The sequence below is a fragment of the Paenibacillus phoenicis genome (genome assembly GCF_034718895.1).
Classification (GTDB): domain Bacteria; phylum Bacillota; class Bacilli; order Paenibacillales; family Paenibacillaceae; genus Fontibacillus; species Fontibacillus phoenicis.
This window is the reverse complement of record NZ_JAYERP010000001.1, coordinates 690,106-708,844: the sequence shown is the minus strand read 5'-3', so window position 1 is coordinate 708,844 and position 18,739 is coordinate 690,106. Positions and strand designations below refer to the sequence as shown.

Below are 18,739 nucleotides of genomic sequence, written 5' to 3'. Positions count from 1 at the left end.
CTCCTGGGAATCATTATACAACAGTTGCAGGTCCCGTCCATCCTTCGCCTTAGGGAAATGCAAGAAAAAGCCCCGCCGGCGAACCAGCGGGACTTCGATCATTTTGAATGCTTTAAGCAGCCGGTGCAGCACCGGACAGTATCAGGTCGCTTTGGACCTTGCGCAGGGGATTATCGCGAAGCGTGCTCCCTGCTGTCATTCGTTTCAAACCAGAAATCAAGCACTTTGGCCGACATGACTCTTTGCTCCAAATACCCTACTTGTTGCGGGCTGAACTGTTCCTTCCAAGGCACATCGAGCTCTTGGCACAGCCCGGCTATCGTTAACAATTGCGACCATGCTACATAGCGTTTGTACCAGAAAAACTGGGGATGTTCAAGCATATAGGGATAAAGGTCATCAAACTCGGTATGTTTGCAATCCAGGGCACGTTCAAAAGTTACCTTCGCTTCGGACAATTTCGAAAGAAAAAACTCCGCGTCTACTGCCAATTCTTTCCCCATTCTTTTAGCCTCCTCTCCCTAGTAATCCTCATTATAGCGAAAAAACGGAGGCCTGCAAAGGATTAACCGTAATTTGGCTGCATTTTCTTCGCCCGTTTGTCCTCAGTCAGCGAACGTGATTTGTCCGCCCTCCAACGATGCGATGCGGGCCAGCGTCTCCAGACGGATCCCCTGCTCCCGAATCGCCTGGGCTCCGGGCTGGAAGCATTTCTCGATGACGATTCCCGCTCCAACCAGTTCCGCCCCGGATCTTTCAATAATTCGGATCAATCCCCGGGCTGCGTCGCCATTCGCGATAATATCGTCAATGAACAGCACCCGGTCGTTCTCCCCAAGAAAATCGCGTGACACCAGAATGTCCGTCACGATTCCTTTCGTAAACGAAGGGACACGCTCGCACAGCATGTCCGGCTCGGCCAGCAGCGTTTTCTTCCGCCGCGCAAATACAAGCGGGACGCCTAACTCATAAGCGGTCGCAAACGCCACCGCGATCCCCGACGACTCCACCGTAATGACGCGGGTAACCCCTTGGTCGCGAAACCGTCTGGCAAATTCCTTGCCCATCTCCATCGTCAGTTGCGGATCCACCTGATGGTTCAGCAGCCCGTCCAACTTCAGCACTTGGTCCGAGACGATGACCCCTTGCTCGACGATCTTTTGTTTTAACAATTCCATATCATTTCCTCCAAAGATCATGATCTATAGCTTCGTCCAACAAGTCAGATTTCGAGTTCATGCGGGAGCGGTGTGCGGCTGGGCGTAACGGAACGTACGGCCCTTATTTGCCCATTTCCCGGCTATTTCCCGCGCTAACGGAACCTAGAGGCCTTATTGGACCATTTTGACGGTCAATCAGCTGAATTTGTCCCAAATAAGGTCAGCTCGTTCCGTTAGAATCTGAATAGTCCCATTCTCCGGCGAATAACGTCTCTCAGTTCCGTTACATTGACGGCGAGCAAACCTGCCGCGCTCGAAAGATGACTTTTTGGACGACCTATAGGTTTTAAGTCATGTCCAGTTCTTGGACAACATACCTTGTACTATATATAGCACAAGAACCGGGGGGAAAACCATGAAAAATGCCGTAAAAGTTCTGCAGATCGCCTTCACCTACATCGGCACCGTCGTTGGCGCCGGTTTCGCGACGGGACAGGAAATTCTCCAGTTTTTCACCCGGTACGGCAAATGGGGCGTATTGACGATCCTGTTGTCCACGCTGCTGTTCGTTTGGCTTGGCACCAAAATGATGCTGCTCGCTCGAAGCATTAAAGCAGCTTCCTATGAAGACCTGAACCGCCGCTTGTTTGGCGAACGGATCGGCAGTGCGCTCAGCATATTTACGTTGATCGTGCTCATCGGCGTCAACAGCGTGATGCTGGCGGGAGCCGGCTCCGTCTTTATGGAACACTTGGGCTTGCATTATCAGACAGGCCTATGGATCACTTTGATTGCTACCTATTTGCTGCTAGGCCGGGGAATCAACGGAGTGCTGCAGTTAAACTCCATCGTGGTGCCGATGATGCTGATCCTCTCGCTCGCGATCATTATAAATACCGCGGGCTCGCCGGGGGCGGCCCGTTTCCTGACGTTGGAGACGGATACTCCGCTGATCGCAGCTTGGGCGTCGCCGCTGATGTATGCAGCCTTTAACCTGTCCATGGCTCAGGCGGTGCTCGTGCCGATCGGCAGCCATACCGAAAGCCGCCGGGTCATTGTCCTGGGCGGCGTTCTCGGCGGGCTGGGCGTTGGCTTTATGTTAATGGCCGGTCATTTTGCCCTGTCGGCTTACATGCCGGGGATCGTACAATACGAAATCCCGATGGGCAACATTGCCCAGCAGTTGGGGACAACCATCCAACTGATCTATGTCCTGCTCATTTTCATGGAAATCTTCAGCACCTTTGTCGCCGACGTGTATGGGGTGACCCTCCAGCTGCAGCAGCGGGTTCAAGTGCCGCCGATGCTGATTTCGGTTACGATTTTGTGTATCTGTTATATCACCAGCCAATTTGGTTTTAGCTCCCTGCTATCGGTGCTGTATCCCGTGTTTGGCTTGTTCAGTTTGATCTGGGCGCTGATACTCGGGTTGTATCGGCAAAAAGAAACCCCCCGGGGTTAACCCCGGGGGCTCCAGGCAGCTTTCGCTGCCTAACTTATGTGATGGGTCTACATGTGCACGACCTTCGCTTCCGGCAACAGGTTTTGGACATGCCGAACCACATGCTCATGGCAAGTCATCATAATGAGTTGCTGGCGTTCCGCAACCTTCCGCAGCACCGATATCGCCCCGACTAAGCGGCCTTCGTCAAAGTTAACGAACAGGTCGTCCAGCAGCAACGGCAGCGGCGTTTGACCCGATACCGCTTCGGATAATGCCAGCCGCATCGACAAGTACAGCTGCTCCGCTGTCCCTCGGCTGAGCAGCGCGCTTTCGAGCGGACCCAGCTCCGAATGCTCGGCCATCAGCTCCTGCGTGCCGATTTTCATGACGATGCGGCGATAGGTGCCGCCGGTCATTTCCGCAAAGTATCCCGAGGCGGCTTGCAGCACTGCTGGTTGACGCTCTTCCTCATAAACCCGCCGTGCGCGGCCGATCAGTTCATGGCAAACCGCCATCACCGCATACTGATCGAGACGATCGCGCAAGGCCGCCCGCTGCTCCTCTAACTGCTGCATCAGATCGTCCTGCAAGCAGCGGGCGGCTAAGCTTTCCTGCTCCTGCAGCAAGCGTCCGCGTTGTTCCTGGAGCTGTCCAAGCCAGGCTTCCGCTTGCGCCAACTCCTGCTCCACCGTTTCCAAGCGCTGGCGGAGCTCCGATTCCTCCGTCGTCCGCAGAAGCTGCTCCAACTCCTCCTGCTTGGCGTCGTCAAGTCCCGCGAACAACATCAGCTCCAGTTGCCGAAGCTCCCGCTCCAAAGCCTCCCGCCGTTCTTTCGCAGCACCAAGACGCAGCAACTCTTCGCCGTCTGCAGCGCCCGCTTCGGCGAGCAACGCCTGCTCCGATTCAAGCACTTGCCGCAAGCGGTCGTCTAAGCGCTGTCCTTCCTCCTCCAGCGGTAACAGCTGGGCGGAAAGCTGGTCGTGATGTTTTTTCGCTTCGAGCGCGCCGTCCAGGTGAGATAAGGCTGCTCGCAGAACTGCCGCGGCTTGATCGGAGGTTGCTTGGTCGCCATAAGCCAAGCATTCCTGTTCAAACCGCTCGTTCTCCGCACGGAGCGCGGCCATCTTGGCCGCCAGCCCATCCAAGCGGGCCAGCCAGTCCCGGCCTTGCTCCGCGAGGCGGAACACGTCCGCAGCCGCCTCCGGGGACAGATCGGCAGACAATTTTCGTTCGGTCAGCCATGTCTCCCACTGCCCGGCCAACTCCTCAAAGGCGGCTTCGCGGCGCGCCAGCTCGCGTTCGGCAGCCGCGAGCTCATCCCGGGCGGCGGAGGCCTGGCTCAAGGCGGCCTCCGCCTCGCCCTGGAGCGCGGCGTGGCGCTGATCCCACAGCTGCCACGCCTCCATCAGCCGGCGCAGCTGCTGCTCCTCCTCGTCCCAGTCCACCGGACCGGACGAAGGGGCGGCCCCGCTGCGCGACCGGGAAGCGGCCGCGGCGCTCTGCGGATGGCGGACGAGCCGGGACAGGAGCGCGCCAAGGCGCGCTTCCGGGCCGGCGTCGTCCCCGGCGCCAAACGCGGCCGCACCGCGGCGCAGCCGCCGCTCGCCGGCAGGCGGTGCGCTGCGGAAGGCGGCCCGCGCCAGGGCCGCGTCCAGGCCCAGCAGCGCCGCCGCTGTGGCTGCGGCCGCCCAAGGCGCGTCCGCCGTCAGCCACAGGATGACGGGCAGCGCCACCGTCAGCAGGCCGCAGCCGGCGAGCAGCTTGCGGTACAGCGCACGCATCTGCGCTGCGGCCAGCGCCCTGGCGTCAGCCGCCCGCTGCTCGGACGCGAGCCGCACTTGGCCTTCCCGCCAGCGGTCCAGCTCGCCGCGCAGCTCGCTCCAGAGCGCGCGGATTTCGCTCGGCTGCTGCGGGACCAGCATGGCGAACTGCCGCCGCCCCTCCGCCGCGCTGGCCTCAACCCGCGCGACCGCCGCCGCGGCGGCCTTCTCCGCGGTTGCCGCGGCCCGCTCCTGCTTGGCACGCTCGCTCCGCAGCAGCTCCATCTCCTTGTCGTACGCGGCAAACCGCGACGCAAACCGGCGAACGCTCTCCCGTTCGCCCACTGTCCCGGCAAAAGCGCGCAGATCCTCCGCGCCCCATGCCGGGTTGATGCTGCGCAGGCACTCGGCCAGCCGCCCTTCGAGCTGGAGCGCTTCCGCCGCCAGCTCGGCGAGCTCGCCCTGCCGGGCCTCGTAGCCCGGCAGGCGGCCGGCCAGCTGCCGCAGCGCCGGCTCCTGCGCCAGCACCGCCGCATCCGGGCGGTGCCGCGCCAGCTCCGCCTGCAGCGCTTCCCGCCGCCGGGCCCACTCGCTGCGCTCGAGCTGCAGGCGCTCGCGTTCCGCCTGCAGCGCCTGCCAGCGCGCCGCCCCCTGCGCGGGGAAGCGGGCGACCGGCGGCAGCGCCGCCAGCTCCGCGCGGAGCGCCTCGCGCTGCAGCCAATCGGCCCGGCTGGCCGCCGCCCGCTGCAGCCGGGCCGTCTCCCGGCCCCGCGCCGCGCGGGCGGCTTCGGCTTCCGCCAGCTGCGCGGCCAGCCGCTCCAGCTCCTCCAGCACGTCGTTGTACCGCGGCAGCAGCGCTTTGGCCGCCTCGGCCTCGCGCTCCAGCCGCTCCACCGCCTGGAGGAGCTGAGCGATTTCCTGCGTGCGCCCGCGCGGCCGGTACAGCTTGTCCATGTCCTGGACCAAGCGTTTCTCCCCGCGCAGCACCGCCGCTCCGCCGCCGATCCCGGCGTGGAACAGGTAGCGGCTGAGCTCCTCCGACTGCAAGGCGCCAACTTCTTGCAGCTCCGTCAACGACACGGCGAACAGCTGCTTAAACATCGCCTTGGACAGACCGCCGAGGAGCTCCCGCTGCATCTCCTCTTGCGACGCCTCCCGCACGCCGCCGCGTTCATCGCTGCGCGTGATCCGCAGCCGGTCGCCGCGTGTGCCGGGCAGGTTCCGCCCCTCCGGCGGCTGCGAATACCGCTCGATCATCCAGCGCGTCCCGTCGTCGCCCAGGATCGTCAGCACCCCGCCATGCGCTCCGCCCCGCAGCGGCTCATACCGTTCGGCCGCCGCTGCCCGGGTGGGGATGCCAAACAGCATCGCCCGGACGAAGCCAAGCAGCGTGCTTTTGCCCGCTTCATTGGGGCCGTACAGCACCGTCACCTGGCCGGGCAACTCCACGTCGAGCCCGTTCAGGCGGCCGAAGCCGCTGATCTGCATCCGTTCCAGCTTCATGAGACGCTTCTCCCTTCCCGCGACGACGGCGTATCTTCATTCAGCAAGGTAGCCGCCAGCTCCTCAGCCCGGCGTACCAGCTCCAGCTTGGCTTCCGAATTCAGCTCCTGCAATATACGCCGCAGCTGCCGGTTGTCCGCCAGCGGGGCCAACGCGGTGCCAACCAGCTCCTCCACCCGTTCAGGCTCCGCTGCCGTCCGTTCTCCTAACCGGAACAGCTCACCGAGGAAGCTGTCCTCCGCAAGCAGCCCCTCGCGGTCCAGCTCCATCCCGGTTTCCAGCTTGAAGCCCGCTGGCCATACGATTCCTTCGCCCAGCCCTGCAGCCTCGAAGCGTCCCAATTCTTTGCGCCGCAGCTCCTGCAGCAGCTCCGCCGCTTCCGGTCCTGATTGAAGCATCCCATGCAGCGGCCCGCGCCCGGTAAAAATCAACCGAACCACCGTGATCCGATCAGGCTCGGCTTCCCGCAGCTCGTCCAGCCGCTCCTCGACGCTCACCTTCAACGCTTCTTCCGTAGCCAGACCGTCGATCGCCAGGCCGCTCTCCAGCCACAACACTTGATCGAGGCGCCGAAAGGACAACTCCGCTTCTCCGTTCTCCGCAACCTCCACCAGATAGCAGCCCTTCGGGCCGGTTTCCTTTAAGCTGCGCCCTTGAATGTTGCCTGGGTACACGACCCACGGCGAGTCGCAAAGAATCTGCCGCTTATGGATATGACCCAGCGCCCAATAGTCGTATCCCGAGGCCTGTAAATCGCGAAGCGAGCATGGCGCGTAAGCGTCATGCCCCTCCTGGCCGTCCACGTTGCCGTGCAGCAGCCCGATGTGGTAGAGCGCCGAGCCCGGCTCGCGCCGATACTGGATCGCCAAATTCTCATGCACCGCCGGGGTCGGATAAGAAGCCCCGGTCAGCACCGCCACCGGCTCCCCGTCGCTGCGCCGTACAGCGATCACGCTTTCCGCCTTGGGACCAAACTCCGTCACATGATCGGGCAAGGCTAACCTGAGCCTCCGGCCGGACAAAGGGTCATGGTTCCCCCGGATCAAATATACCGGAATGCCGTGCTCCCCCAGCTTGTCCCAGCCCTCTCGCAGGCGCAGCTGTGCGCGCAGCGAAGAATCTGAAGCGTCGTAAATATCGCCGCTGATCACCACGAAATCAACGGCTTCCTCGATCGCAAGCCGAATCAACCGCTCGAACGCGGTAAAGGTAGATTCCCGCAATAACTCGCGCAGCCGATCCGGCACACCGGACATCCCCGAAAATGGGGTATCCAGGTGCAAATCGGCCGCGTGTAGAAAACGAAAGGCTTTCATCCGCACAACAACTCTTTCCTATTTGAATTGCAGGTACAGCTTCTTCAACTCGTGGACCACCCGGTTCAGCGAGTAATGAGTTTTGGCCTTCTCCGAGCCGCTACGGGCCAGCTGATAACGGTAATCCGGATCCACGATCACTTTCTCCAGCGCCTCGGCTAAGGCCTTCGGATCTTCCGGAGGCACCAGCAGACCGTTCACACCGTCCTCAATTTGCTCGGCAATCCCGCCGATCCGCGTTCCGACGAGCGCAAGACTGCACAGCGCCGCCTCGGCAAACACATTGCCAAATGCCTCCGCCCGGGAAGGCAGCACGAAGATATCAAAGAACGGCATAAATTCCTCGGGATGCAACGTATACCCGTAAAAAATCGTCTCGTCATAAATGCCCAATCGCTGCGCCAGCTGCTCCAGCTCCTGACGGATCGGACCGTCGCCGATGATGTGCAGCACATAGTTATGACCGCGCTTCTTCAGCTCCGCGCATGCATGCAGCAACGTATCCAGTCCTTTGGCCGGCACGAGACGGCAGACGGTGACGAGCTGAGCGACTTCATTTTCATGAGGGACCGGTTTAAACCGCTTCTCGTCAAACCCGTTGGGAATCACGCCGATGGCCGCAGGATCGTCCACGTACGGCGCCAAATATTCGGCAAAGGATTTCGATACGGTGAACAACCGGTCGGTGCGATGCTCCAGTTCGCGATACAGCGACGTAAGAAACCGGTGCTCCGGCCCGTTCTCCCGGATGCGGCCGTTTAGAATAAGTTCTTTTTCATAACTCGAATGAATGCTTTGGATGACCGGCGTCTGCGGAAACACTTCCTTCATCGCCAGCCCCGCGATCGGGTGATGGGCATGGATGAGATCGTACGGCTGCTTCAGTCGCAGCTTGGTCCACCACAGATAGTCGCGATAGGTTTGCACGTATTTTTGCACGATCGGGCTGTCCCCGTATTGCTGCCAATCAAAGGTATGAAAAATAACGGGATCGCTCCCCTTCGAACGGATCCGTTTTGGCAGAGAAAACAACTCCATCTCCCAATGAGGAGGATTAAACCGGTCTTGCAGGTACGGAATCATCGACGATACGCCCCCGGGCTGTTCCGGTGGAAAAAATAAAGCCTGCAGCAGTTTCATTGTGCTTCTCCTTTGCATGTCGTTACGTTTTGGCGAAAAGTCCGCTTCTTTTTCCATTATGCCATAGGCAGGAAGGAACATCCATTCCCCTTTTTTGCGAGTCATCAAAAAGTCACTGCTTTATCAACTGCCTCTTTTGTGAATAAAAAGCGATATGATAAACTGCTGAAGTAGAGATGATCCGGCCTCCGATGGCCTTTTTTAGATTTTGGAAGGAGCAACAACGATGAGTCATCCATCCCTGCCGGCCGCATACCTTGAGGCGGTAACGGCCCTGCTCGGCCCGGCCGAGACCGAGGCGTTTCTGGCAAGCTATGATGCGCCTCGCACCTATGGACTAAGATTAAATACGCTAAAAATCACCCCGTCCTCCCCGGCGGCAAACCAGCTCGCGGAGCTGTTCGCCTTGCGTCCGGTGCCCTGGTGCGGGACGGGCTATTATTACGAGGAATCCACGCGGCCGGGGAAACACCCATACCATGCTGCCGGTCTCTATTATATTCAGGAGCCGTCAGCGATGTCCGCCGTGGAGCTGCTTGACCCGCAGCCCGGTCAGACGGTGCTGGATCTAGCGGCTGCGCCCGGCGGCAAAACGACCCAAATCGCTGCAAAAATGGCCGGGCAAGGCCTGCTGATCAGCAACGAAATTCACCCGCAGCGCGCGCGCATTCTAGCGGAAAACGTGGAGCGCCTGGGCATCCGGAACGCCGTCGTGACGCAGGCGGCACCGCCGGCGCTCTCCGCCCGCTTCCCGCTTGCCTTCGACCGCATCATGCTGGATGCCCCTTGCTCCGGCGAGGGGATGTTCCGCAAGGATCCCAACGCGATCAGCGAGTGGTCGCCGGAGGCCGTGGAGCTGTGCGCTGCCCGGCAATGGGACATCCTTCAGGACGCGGTCGCGATGCTGAAGCCCGGCGGCCGGCTCGCCTACTCGACCTGCACGTTTAACCGCCATGAGAACGAGGACACCATCGCCCGTCTGTTAGCGGAGTACCCGTTCCTGCGGCTGATTGCCGAGAAACGGATCTGGCCGCACCGCGAGCAAGGGGAAGGCCATTACGTCGCCCTGATCGAACGGGATAATGACGAGAGGGACAGCGCGATCACACTTGCCGGCGCCGGACGGGCGGGGGCAGACGGAGTTCGCAGCGGCGGACGTGAGCGCGACCGCAAGCGCGGCGCCCGCTCCGGTCCGTCCGAGCGAAGCGCCGCCGCGGCCTGGGACAGCTTCCGCGCTTGGGCGGCGGACGAGCTGCCTGCCTTCGCGCCTCCCGCTGGAGGCACCCCGCTCCTGTTCGGCGAGGCGCTTTATCTGCTGCCAGCCAGCGGCGGTTTGGCGCTGACGCCGGAACACCTGACCGGCCTGAAGGTTCCACGCGCCGGGCTGCACCTCGGCGACGTCCGCAAAGGCCGGTTTGAGCCCGCCCATGCGCTGGCCATGGCGCTGAGCGCGAACGAAGCCGACCCGCGTCTGTGGACGCTGGACGAGAATTCGCCTCTCGTCGCGGCCTACCTGCGCGGCGAGACGCTCGAAGTGCCCGCCTCCTTGCGCGGCTGGCACCTCGTGACCGTCGCCTGCGGCGACGGCCAATACCCGCTGGGCTGGGGCAAAGCCAGCGGCGGACAGCTGAAAAATCACCTGCCCAAAGGATTGCGGCATTAAAATTTCGGATTTGCCTATTTGCAGGTCACTCCTGCCGGATGTCCAAACGTATACCTCCTTGGCAACATACAATGCACTATCTCGTTTTTAAACGGGAAACCATCCTGACGTAAGGGAGGAATAACAATGAGTGGAATCTACGGAGGGGGCTTCACTTCAACGGCAGCCATTCTGGTCCTTTTCATCTTGCTCGTTATCGTTTCCCGTTCGCTTCTGGTTTAATGCTGCAATGAGCCTGTAAAGCGGTTGGAATCCGGCCTGGATTCCACCGCTATTTTTTTATCCCTTGACAAGAAACAGCTGAGGATGAAATAATACAGTCATCTAATTAAACGATTATCGAATTAGCGAGGGATGAGTATGCAGCTCGACCGGTTAGTTAATTTTCATAAAGCCGTTGGCGATGTGACCCGCATCCGGATTATCGCCTTGCTTCAGAACGGCCCGTTGCACGGTCAGGCGCTGGCTGGAAAGCTTGGCGTCACGCCGCCGACGATTACCCATCATATGACCAAGTTAAGGGAGGCGGATTTGGTGTACGAACGCCGCGATAAGAATACGATTTATTTTTATTTGAACGAAAAAAGCCTCACCCAACAAGCCCAAGCGATTCTGAAAGTCGGCAAGGCGAATCCCGCAGCCGAGGACAAGCACGATGAGGCGGCACGTAAAGCTGCCATCCAGGACAACTTCTTTAATCGAGACGGTACCTTAAAGCATCTGCCGGCCCAACGCAAGAAGAAGCTGATCGTGCTTGAGCGTCTCGTCAAGGGCCTGGAGCCGCACCGCAAATATACGGAGAAAGAAATCAACGAATATATTCGGCAATACCACGAGGATTATGCTACGATTCGCCGCGAGTTTATCATGAACCATTTTATGTACCGCGAAAATGATATTTACGAGCTGAACCCGCCGGAGCTCTGGGACAAGAGCCCATCCTGATCGCAGCAGCAGCGCATCGGGTTATATCTCGCCATGCAATAAGGCAGTGCCTTTTCGCCTTGTTGCCTTTTTTTGCACTAGTAATTAGATGACTATTTAATTAGATTGATATATAAAAGGAGTTGGCCTCATCCCATGAAATCTTTACGAATCCTGCGCCAGGAACCCTCCTATCGCCGCCTGTTTGCGGCTGGTCTGGTCAACGGCATCGGCGACCGATTCAGCCAGGTTGCTGTCCTCGGCTTGCTATTATCGTTGACCGGCTCGGGTCTGGCCGTCGGCATCACCTTTGCGGTTCGCCTGGTTCCCTACCTCGTCTTCGGACCGCTTGGCGGGTGGCTCGCCGACCGTTTCACCAAAAGAACGATCATGCTCTTCACCGACGCGATCCGGATCTTCTTTGCGTTAACACCGCTTCTTGTCCACGATGCCGGAGACGTCTGGATCATCTATGTCAGCTCGTTTGCCTTGTCTGCGGGCGAAGCCATCTACGCCCCGGCCCGCATGTCGCTGATTCCCCGGCTCGTCCGTCGGGAGAACTTACTAGCAGTAAACAGCTTGGAGCAGGCCATGGTGGGCTTTGTGCTCATCGGCGGCTCTGTCACGGGCGGCATCCTAGCCGCTGCGGTTGGCAGCCAGGTGTCTTTTGTGCTTAACGCCCTGTCCTTCCTCGTCTCCGGCCTGCTGCTTCTTCGTTTGAATCCTGCCGAGCAGCCCGCAGCACGGGCAGACGCGACAGCAACGAATACCGCTAAGCCAAGCCCGAAACCCGCGATTCACCCGTCCACCGCATTTCGCCGGCTGGTGAGCCAATCCTTCTTTTTGCGAATTATGCTGATTGTCTTTACCATTTGGCCGATCGGGGACGGGATCTTTAATGTGCTGATCAGCGTATACGCCTCTGAAGTGTTCCACATGGGAGACGTCGGCATTGGGCTGTTGTATGGGGCGCTGGGGGCCGGGATGCTGATCGGTTCCGGACTCGCTGGCAAGATGGCCCGTCATATGCGAACTGCTGCGGTTCTTGCACTTGGGCTCGAAGGAATCTTTCAAGTGATCAGCAGCCAATCGCCTTCATTTCTCCTGCTGCTTGGGCTGCTGACTTTCTCAGCGGTCATCACCAGCGTAGGCAACGCCTGCAACGAAACGGTTCTGATGCAGTTGATTCCAAGCGAATGGCAAGGCCGGTTCTTCGGCGGCCTGGCCACCCTGCAAAATACCGTAATGGGCGTCGCCATGCTCGCTTCCGGTTTTCTGCTGGAAGCCGTGACCCCTAGAACGTTGGGACTCGCCGGGGGAACGTTCCTCGCTTTGCTGGGCTTTGGCCTAGGCCTCGTCTGGCTGCTGCACCGCCCCAAATCCCGTCCCCTGCCGGACGCCGAGCAGCCGCGAATCTCCCTAGACTGACCATTTATGAGCACCCAAAAAAGCCGAACCCGTTTCCGGGCTCGGCTTGATCTATCTTCATGCAGTTAGACTTCTAAACAATATTTTTCCAACGCCCGCTTCACGCCTTCCTCGTTATTCGAGGCAGTTACGGCATTGGCGGCAGCTTTCACCTCGAGCGGAGAATTGTCCATCGCCACGCCCAGTCCGGCATAGGTGAGCATCGTTAAGTCGTTATAATAATTACCGATCGCCATGACGTTTTCCGCCGGGATTCCGCGTTTTTCCGCCAGCTTCCGCAGAGCCGCTCCTTTCGAGGCCTCTTTATGCATCAAGTCGATGAAAAAATCGCCGCTGCGCAGCATATTAAACTCCTGCGTCCACTGGCTCCAGTCGGCGTACACCCGATCCAGCTCCTCCATCCCGCCGGCCGCGGTGAACTTTACGATCGGTTTGCTGAAATCCGCCCAAGCCGGCATATCCTCCGGTTCCATAAAAAATTGGTGGTACACGTCCAGAGTCTCCTGGGTCAGCCCAGCCAAATTTTCCACATACAATGCAAAGGTAGTATTCACGTCAAAATGGACGTTGTGTTTGCGGCAATACTCCATATACGGTTCCAGCCCATGCGGATTCATCGCAAATTCGTGGACGACCTCCTCGGTCCGCACATCCACCGTGGCCGCGCCGTTATGGCAAATCACGTAACCGTCCAAGCCAATTTCGCGCATATACGGAATCGAGCTCCGAGGAGCCCGGCCGGTGCACAACACGAACTCCGTCCCTTGCTCCGCGATGGCGCGGATCGTCTCGATGGTTCCCGGCGTCAGAACATGGTCATCCGTCAGCAGCGTGCCGTCTACATCCAAAGCAATCAGTTTATATTTCATGTATGGTGGTGTCTCCTTTCTGTCTCAACCCTCCCCATCCCTCCCTTACCGTAAGGGAGGGGGCCCGAGGGCCTGCTGCCCTCTGGTCTCCCGCAATGGCGAGGAACGTGGGAGGCACAGAGGCGCTCCTGCACGCTCTCCCCTTTGGGGAATCGCTTAGGTTGGCTCGTGGAACGCTTTTCCCCCTTCGGGTACGTCTTACTTTTGGCGCTCCCGGGTTCCCTGGTGAACCGTGCTGCTCAACTCTGCTCCTGTCGGCGCACCCGGGCAGACTTCGTGCGTTTAGCCGCTTGTCGCCCTGCAGGCATGCTCTGCTTGGGGGCGCTCCTGCTAACTGGCGAACACTGCGACGTAGGGCTTTTTATCCTTCTACTCCGTGCAAACAAACCGCTGTCCCTTCGGGATTCGCTTACTGTAGCGCAAACCGCTGGTTTGTTGATGCTACTGTGTGCTTCTTTCCCTCATCCCTGCTAACCCGGCGCTCTCCCTACGGGATTCGCTTACTGTACAGCAAACCGCTGGTTTGTTGGGGCTACTACGTGCTTCTTTGCCTCATTCCTGCAAACCCGGCGCTCTCCCTGCGGGATTCGCTTACTGTGGTGCTAAGTTTGAGTTACTTTGAGGGCTACTTTTTTGTCGCTCCGGGGCTTTTGTATGTTCGCAGCGACTGTAGCTCGGACTCGGTCAGCTCGCGGAAAGCACCAAGCGGCAGGCTCTCGTCGAGCACGAGCGGGCCCATCGATAGGCGCTTGAGGTAGGTGACCCGCGAGCCGACGGCCTCGAACATCCGCTTTACCTGATGGAACTTCCCTTCCGAGATGGTCAGCTGGACGCGCGAAATGCGGGTTCCGTCGGCATCTATGCCGTGCTCCAGCACCTTCAGCTCGGCGGGTAAGGTAACATAGCCGTCGTCGAGCTCTACGCCTTCCCGGAACCGGGCGGCTTCCTCATCGCCGACATGGCCGAGAACAACGGCTTCGTACGTTTTAGGCACATGCTTGCGCGGAGATAACAGGTCGTGTGCCAACTGACCATCGTTGGTCAGCAGCAGCAGGCCCTCCGTATCCTTGTCCAACCGACCGACAGGGAATGGGGAGAACACTTGAAAATCCACCGGGAGCAAATCAATGACGGTTTTCTCCCTCATATCCTCCGTAGCTGAGATGACGCCGGGCGGCTTATGTAACATCAAATAGACGAATTCGCGGTAAAAAATCTGCTCCCCGTCCAGCTCCACAACATCGACATCAGGATTGCATTGAATGCCGCTGTCCTTGACAACCACACCGTTGATCGTGACCCGGCCTTGTTTGACGTATTTTTTAATCTCCGATCGGGTGCCATAACCAAGATGGCCTAAAATTTTGTCCAGCCGCTGCGTCTTCTTGCCCTTACTCATCTTATGTCCACCTCCACCCGGCGGGATATTCGTTCTTCAGCAAGCCATCCTGCCATTTGCCCCAGCCCAGCGAATAGCCGTCGACCGTGACCAGCACGTAGCCTTTGGGGCTGGCGCCTTCCCGGCAGCGAATCCGCTCCTTGTCCACCTGCAGCGTCTCTCCCTTCAGGTATCGGATCACCCCGCCGTCCGAAGAAGGGAGATCCAGCACCCGCACCGCTTCGGTTGGCGACAACGCCGTTGCCAAAGGTTGTCCAGGCGTCAAACGCCCGTTTTTCACAGTTCCCACATACCAGCCGGGGCGCACGACTTTTAAGCCGTCCAGCCGCTCTTTAGCCAGCGGGGACAGATAGACGTTGCCGCCAAATAGCAACGGTTCCCCCGGCAATTCCGCTCCATCGAGTTGTTCCTGGGCAAAAGTCCGCCAGCTCTCCAGCACCTCCCGATCATCCACAGCCTTCGAATCACGACCAGTACCGGGACGGGACCGATGGGGGTGACGGGGATTCCGTTTATCTCGAGCGCCCCCTTCCCATTTCGAGGAGACGTTACGATCTTCTTCGGCTTCCTTCTGGATCTTCTCCGCCCCATGCCGCTCCAGCACAGCGAGAAAATGTCCCTCGCCCTCCACTTTGTGCGGCCAGAGCCTGCCGCAGCCGGCGGTTTGTGCGGCGATTTCCGGCGGATACATCTTGCCCTCACCCCACTCAGCGAGCCAAGTGAGCCACTCCGGCCGCCCGGGGGCGATGCCGTCATCTAAGCGCAAAGGCACAACCCGAAATTCCGGGTGCTCCAGCAGGAACTCGGCGATCGTCGCTTCATTCTCTTCCGGCGCAAACGTGCAGGTGGAATACACGATTCTCCCGCCCGGCGCCAGCATCGACGCAGCCGATTTCAAAATCTCCTGCTGCATGCCGGCATATTTCCGAACCCATTCCGGTTCCCAATGCCGCGCCATATCCTCGTCCTTCCGGAACATGCCCTCGCCGGAGCAAGGCGCATCGATCAGAATTTTATCGAAAAAAGAAGGAAACGCCCGCGCGATCCGCTCCGGCGACTCACCCAGCACGACGGCGTTTCGGACGCCGTACAGCTCGATGTTTTTGGCCAACGCCTTCGTCCGCTCCGCGTTGATGTCGTTGGTGACCAGCATACCGCGTCCGCGCAGCTTCGCCGCGATTTGCGTTGACTTCCCGCCGGGGGCCGCGCAAAGGTCGAGCACCCGCTCCCCGGGAGTGACGTCCAGCAGCTCCACCGGCGCCATCGCACTCGGCTCCTGAATATAATATAGCCCGGCATGATAATACGGATGTTTGCCCGGCTTTGCCTGCTCCTCGACGTAGTACCCTGTCTGGCACCAAGGGATCGGCCGCAAATCAAACGGCACCACCGCCTTAAATGCCTCCGGATCGATCTTCAGCGTATTGACCCGGATTCCTGCAAACCTGGGACTGTCATAGGAAGCGTAAAAGTGCGCAAACTCTTCCTCGCCCAACAGCTCGCGCATCCGTTCTATAAATTCCTTTGGTAGTTGTACCGCCATGCCTGTCCCATCCAATCTTTATCTCAATCCTATTGCAGCCTTGCGCAAACGGCAAATAGCAAACAGCATACGGCATACCGCAAAACGCCCGTCTCCCCAACACCGGGGGACGGGCCGCTCTCAGCCTTGTTCACGCGCTTTCCTTTGCTCCAGCTTCTGCTGTCGTTCCTCATGCTTCTCCCCGCGCTGCGGCGTGCGCCGCTGCGGAATGTTCGGGGCGATGTTTTTCGAGGCCTCCGCCACCAGGCGAACCAACTCCGGGTCCAGCACATGGATCGTGAGGTCGTAATAAGTAAAGGCTTGGGGATCCCCCTCCGTCAGCTGCCGGACGTACACTTCCGTGTCCCGGCGCAGCTTCCCCAGGTCAATACCAAGCGTGTGTTCCGGATAGGGTGCTAGCCGCTCTAAAGCGGAACAAAGCATCTTCCGCCCGCCGGACAAATTGCCGCGCCGCGCATGGAACAAGCCGACAGCGACCTGCAGCAGCCCCTTGTACAGCGGATCATACCCCTGCTCCAGCCACAATTCCTCGAGCACCTCATGGCACTCGAAGTAATCGCGGTCACGGTTGAAGTAAACGAGATACGCCACAAACAGCGGCTCATAGCTCATCCCCGGGCTCCTCCACTTTTTTGTGCAGCTTGATCAGATCCTTCAGTTCGACCTGCAGCTGCTTCAGCCCATCAAAATCCTTCGCCTCCCACAGCCGGTTAAACCGATCCTGGGCTTCGATGGCTTCTGAGACCAGATGGTAAAAATATAATTGATGAATCGACGCAAGCACGGAGGAAACCACGTTGGATTCATCCTCGAAGCTCTTCTGCGCCTGCAAAATCTCCTGGCGGATGCTGGACATTTCGTTATCCAGTACGAATGCAGCTTCGGCAGCCTTTTTGAGCCGGCCCCGCATTTCTTCAGGCAGACTTTCCCGATACTTGTAGTTCAAAGAATGCTCAATCGTCGCCCAAAAATTCATCGCCAGCGTACGAATCTGAATTTCAGCCAGCACTTGCTTTTGACCCAGCGCGGTTTGCACCGGGTATTCCACGATCATATGGAAGCTGCGATAGCCGCTTTCTTTGTAGTTCGTGATGTAGTCTTTTTCGTAAAGAACCTTAAGATCCTTACGCATGCGAATATATTCCGCAACCCGGCGGATATCCTCAACGAACTGACACATAATGCGAATGCCCGCGATATCCTCGATCCCGGTCTCCAGATTCTCCATCGACACATTTAACCGTTTCGCCTTGTCCAAAATGCTGGAGATTTTCTTGACCCGTCCGGTCACGAATTCGATCGGTGCATACTCTTCGCGTTTCTTCAGCTCGGAGCGCATCGTCTTGAATTTAACCTTCAGTTCTTCTACGGCTTGTTCATATGGAAGCAAAAATGTTCCCCAATCCCTACTGTCCATCCTTATGCCTCCTGTCTTCTGTCCCCCGGCTTAAATCTATGCCGGCCCGCTTATCGGTGATCCGCCCCAACCGCCTCGGAGATATGGCGATAGCCGTCCCGGCGCAGCAATTCCCGCAGGCCGCGATGCAGCTTGCGATTGATTTCCGGGCCTTCGTAGATCAACGCAGTGTAGATTTCAACCAAGCTGGCCCCAGCCCGGATTTTGGCGTAGGCATCTTCCGCCGTGAAAATCCCGCCCGATCCGATGATCGGCAAGCGGCCTTCCGTTTGCCGATAGACGCGCGAGATGATCTCCGTTGACCGCGCGTTCAGCGGCTTCCCACTTAGGCCTCCGGCTTCCCGGGCGTTCTTGTGTGTGATCCCGTCCCGCGACAACGTCGTATTCGTGGCGATTAAGCCAGAAACGCCGCTGTTGCGGATGGTGTCGACGATATATTCCAGCTCATCAAAGCTCACGTCCGGCGCGATTTTAACCAGCACTGCCTTCGATTTGCCATGCCGCTTTGCTTCGGCCGCCATCCGGTCCTTTACAGCAGTCAGCAGCGAAGCCAACTCATTACCATGCTGCAATTTACGTAAGTCCGGCGTATTTGGTGAACTGATGTTCACAACGAAAAAATCGGCGTATTCATATAAGTCCGAAATGCATTTCTCGTAATCACGGTAGGCTTCTTCGTTGGGCGTGATTTTATTTTTGCCGATGTTGACGGCGATCGGAATCGGGCGGTGCTTCAGCGCCTTCAGACGCTGTGCCATCGCCTCTGTTCCGCGGTTATTAAAGCCCATCCGGTTAATCAACGCTTCGTCGGAAGGCAAACGGAACAACCTTGGACGGTCATTGCCGGGCTGTCCCAGCGGCGTCACCGTACCCACTTCCATAAATCCGAATCCGATCGCGGAGAAACCTGGCACCGCGTCGGCATTTTTATCAAGACCGGCAGCTAACCCCACCGGGGAAGGAAAATGAATTCCAAATAAGTCCGTCGCCAGTTCCGGCGCTTCCGGCACGCCGTACATTCCGCGTAAGAGCGGCAACACTCCAGGGACGGCAGCGGCAGTATGTAATCCGTTGATAACGAGATGATGGGCATTCTCCGGATCCATCCGGAAAAACACCGGTTTTCCCAATGCGCGATACAACACGTTGTACAATTCACTCCGATCTTACGCT

The 18,739-nt window shown here is 58.8% G+C and carries 16 protein-coding genes and 1 pseudogene; 5 read left to right on the top strand and 12 right to left on the bottom strand.

The annotated features are described in order from the left end of the window. Positions 1–170 precede the first annotated feature (170 nt). Together U9M73_RS03340 and U9M73_RS03335 are read right to left on the bottom strand one after the other, a co-directional pair. Positions 171–503 carry a hypothetical protein gene (locus tag U9M73_RS03340; protein WP_009222820.1) on the bottom strand — a complete coding sequence of 111 codons (333 nt, stop codon included), beginning with the start codon at positions 501–503 and terminating at the stop codon, positions 171–173. 102 nt (positions 504–605) lie between these two features. Further along, positions 606–1,178: a xanthine phosphoribosyltransferase gene (locus U9M73_RS03335; RefSeq protein WP_009222819.1), complete on the bottom strand. Its 573-nt coding sequence runs from the start codon at positions 1,176–1,178 to the stop codon at positions 606–608. Between the two features lie 397 nt (positions 1,179–1,575). Here U9M73_RS03335 and U9M73_RS03330 point away from each other — a divergent pair, with 397 nt between their 5' ends. Further along, positions 1,576–2,622, top strand: a complete 1,047-nt coding sequence (locus U9M73_RS03330) for a YkvI family membrane protein (RefSeq protein ID WP_260071336.1) — start codon at positions 1,576–1,578, stop codon at positions 2,620–2,622. A 47-nt stretch (positions 2,623–2,669) separates the two neighbouring features. Here the strand turns inward: U9M73_RS03330 and U9M73_RS03325 are convergent, their stop codons facing one another. From U9M73_RS03325 to U9M73_RS03310, 4 genes and pseudogenes are all read right to left on the bottom strand, one after another. After that, positions 2,670–4,892, bottom strand: a complete 2,223-nt coding sequence (locus U9M73_RS03325; RefSeq protein ID WP_323079179.1) for an ATP-binding protein — start codon at positions 4,890–4,892, stop codon at positions 2,670–2,672. Between the two features lie 300 nt (positions 4,893–5,192). Next, positions 5,193–5,852 (bottom strand): annotated as a pseudogene (locus tag U9M73_RS03320) (AAA family ATPase); the annotation flags it as partial. Positions 5,853–5,863: 11 nt separating this feature from the next. Continuing rightward, complete coding sequence (locus tag U9M73_RS03315) at positions 5,864–7,183, bottom strand: metallophosphoesterase family protein (protein ID WP_036643873.1); 1,320 nt, start codon at positions 7,181–7,183, stop codon at positions 5,864–5,866. Positions 7,184–7,201: 18 nt separating this feature from the next. Continuing rightward, a complete protein-coding gene (locus U9M73_RS03310; RefSeq protein WP_036643689.1) occupies positions 7,202–8,323 on the bottom strand; it encodes a glycosyltransferase family 4 protein in 1,122 nt (373 codons plus the stop codon). Positions 8,324–8,549: 226 nt separating this feature from the next. On the opposite strand from U9M73_RS03310, the gene U9M73_RS03305 reads away from it, so the two are divergent. The 4 genes from U9M73_RS03305 (at position 8,550) to U9M73_RS03290 (ending at position 12,338) form a co-directional block, all read left to right on the top strand. Continuing rightward, on the top strand, positions 8,550–9,986 hold the full coding sequence (locus tag U9M73_RS03305) for an RsmB/NOP family class I SAM-dependent RNA methyltransferase (RefSeq protein ID WP_323076270.1): 1,437 nt from the start codon (positions 8,550–8,552) through the stop codon (positions 9,984–9,986). A gap of 126 nt (positions 9,987–10,112) precedes the next feature. Continuing rightward, positions 10,113–10,208 carry a YjcZ family sporulation protein gene (locus U9M73_RS03300; protein WP_260070065.1) on the top strand — a complete coding sequence of 32 codons (96 nt, stop codon included), beginning with the start codon at positions 10,113–10,115 and terminating at the stop codon, positions 10,206–10,208. A gap of 138 nt (positions 10,209–10,346) precedes the next feature. Continuing rightward, a complete protein-coding gene (locus U9M73_RS03295) occupies positions 10,347–10,931 on the top strand; it encodes a DUF2087 domain-containing protein (protein ID WP_323076268.1) in 585 nt (194 codons plus the stop codon). Positions 10,932–11,066: 135 nt separating this feature from the next. Beyond that, positions 11,067–12,338, top strand: coding sequence for an MFS transporter (locus U9M73_RS03290; RefSeq protein WP_323076267.1), 1,272 nt, complete (start codon positions 11,067–11,069; stop codon positions 12,336–12,338). Positions 12,339–12,403: 65 nt separating this feature from the next. On the opposite strand, the gene U9M73_RS03285 is transcribed toward U9M73_RS03290, so the two are convergent. The 6 genes from U9M73_RS03285 to U9M73_RS03260 all read right to left on the bottom strand — a co-directional run bounded on the left by U9M73_RS03285 (position 12,404) and on the right by U9M73_RS03260 (position 18,711). Further along, complete coding sequence (locus tag U9M73_RS03285) at positions 12,404–13,207, bottom strand: Cof-type HAD-IIB family hydrolase (protein ID WP_323076266.1); 804 nt, start codon at positions 13,205–13,207, stop codon at positions 12,404–12,406. A gap of 625 nt (positions 13,208–13,832) precedes the next feature. Next, positions 13,833–14,606 (bottom strand): pseudouridine synthase, encoded by a 774-nt coding sequence (locus U9M73_RS03280; RefSeq protein ID WP_323076265.1) that lies wholly within the window; start codon positions 14,604–14,606, stop codon positions 13,833–13,835. Position 14,607: 1 nt separating this feature from the next. Further along, the gene (locus U9M73_RS03275) at positions 14,608–16,149 is read right to left on the bottom strand and encodes an RsmB/NOP family class I SAM-dependent RNA methyltransferase (protein ID WP_323076264.1); all 1,542 of its coding nucleotides are present in this window, start codon (positions 16,147–16,149) and stop codon (positions 14,608–14,610) included. 120 nt (positions 16,150–16,269) lie between these two features. Next, entirely contained in the window at positions 16,270–16,761 is a 492-nt protein-coding gene (locus tag U9M73_RS03270; RefSeq protein WP_323076263.1) for a DUF309 domain-containing protein, read from the bottom strand. Next, positions 16,751–17,566, bottom strand: a complete 816-nt coding sequence (yjbM, locus tag U9M73_RS03265; RefSeq protein ID WP_260070059.1) for a GTP diphosphokinase — start codon at positions 17,564–17,566, stop codon at positions 16,751–16,753. The genes U9M73_RS03270 and yjbM overlap by 11 nt, the downstream gene beginning before the upstream one ends. 50 nt (positions 17,567–17,616) lie before the next feature. Then, entirely contained in the window at positions 17,617–18,711 is a 1,095-nt protein-coding gene (locus U9M73_RS03260) for a quinone-dependent dihydroorotate dehydrogenase (protein ID WP_323076262.1), read from the bottom strand. Positions 18,712–18,739: the final 28 nt, after the last annotated feature.

Coding starts and splice junctions, on each gene's coding strand:
- U9M73_RS03340 (WP_009222820.1), bottom strand. CDS start 503: ATGGGGAAAGAATTGGCAGTAGACGCGGAGTTTTTTCTTTCGAAATTG.
- U9M73_RS03335 (WP_009222819.1), bottom strand. CDS start 1,178: ATGGAATTGTTAAAACAAAAGATCGTCGAGCAAGGGGTCATCGTCTCG.
- U9M73_RS03330 (WP_260071336.1), top strand. CDS start 1,576: ATGAAAAATGCCGTAAAAGTTCTGCAGATCGCCTTCACCTACATCGGC.
- U9M73_RS03315 (WP_036643873.1), bottom strand. CDS start 7,183: ATGAAAGCCTTTCGTTTTCTACACGCGGCCGATTTGCACCTGGATACC.
- U9M73_RS03310 (WP_036643689.1), bottom strand. CDS start 8,323: ATGAAACTGCTGCAGGCTTTATTTTTTCCACCGGAACAGCCCGGGGGC.
- U9M73_RS03305 (WP_323076270.1), top strand. CDS start 8,550: ATGAGTCATCCATCCCTGCCGGCCGCATACCTTGAGGCGGTAACGGCC.
- U9M73_RS03300 (WP_260070065.1), top strand. CDS start 10,113: ATGAGTGGAATCTACGGAGGGGGCTTCACTTCAACGGCAGCCATTCTG.
- U9M73_RS03295 (WP_323076268.1), top strand. CDS start 10,347: ATGCAGCTCGACCGGTTAGTTAATTTTCATAAAGCCGTTGGCGATGTG.
- U9M73_RS03290 (WP_323076267.1), top strand. CDS start 11,067: ATGAAATCTTTACGAATCCTGCGCCAGGAACCCTCCTATCGCCGCCTG.
- U9M73_RS03285 (WP_323076266.1), bottom strand. CDS start 13,207: ATGAAATATAAACTGATTGCTTTGGATGTAGACGGCACGCTGCTGACG.
- U9M73_RS03280 (WP_323076265.1), bottom strand. CDS start 14,606: ATGAGTAAGGGCAAGAAGACGCAGCGGCTGGACAAAATTTTAGGCCAT.
- U9M73_RS03275 (WP_323076264.1), bottom strand. CDS start 16,149: ATGGCGGTACAACTACCAAAGGAATTTATAGAACGGATGCGCGAGCTG.
- U9M73_RS03270 (WP_323076263.1), bottom strand. CDS start 16,761: ATGAGCTATGAGCCGCTGTTTGTGGCGTATCTCGTTTACTTCAACCGT.
- yjbM (WP_260070059.1), bottom strand. CDS start 17,566: ATGGACAGTAGGGATTGGGGAACATTTTTGCTTCCATATGAACAAGCC.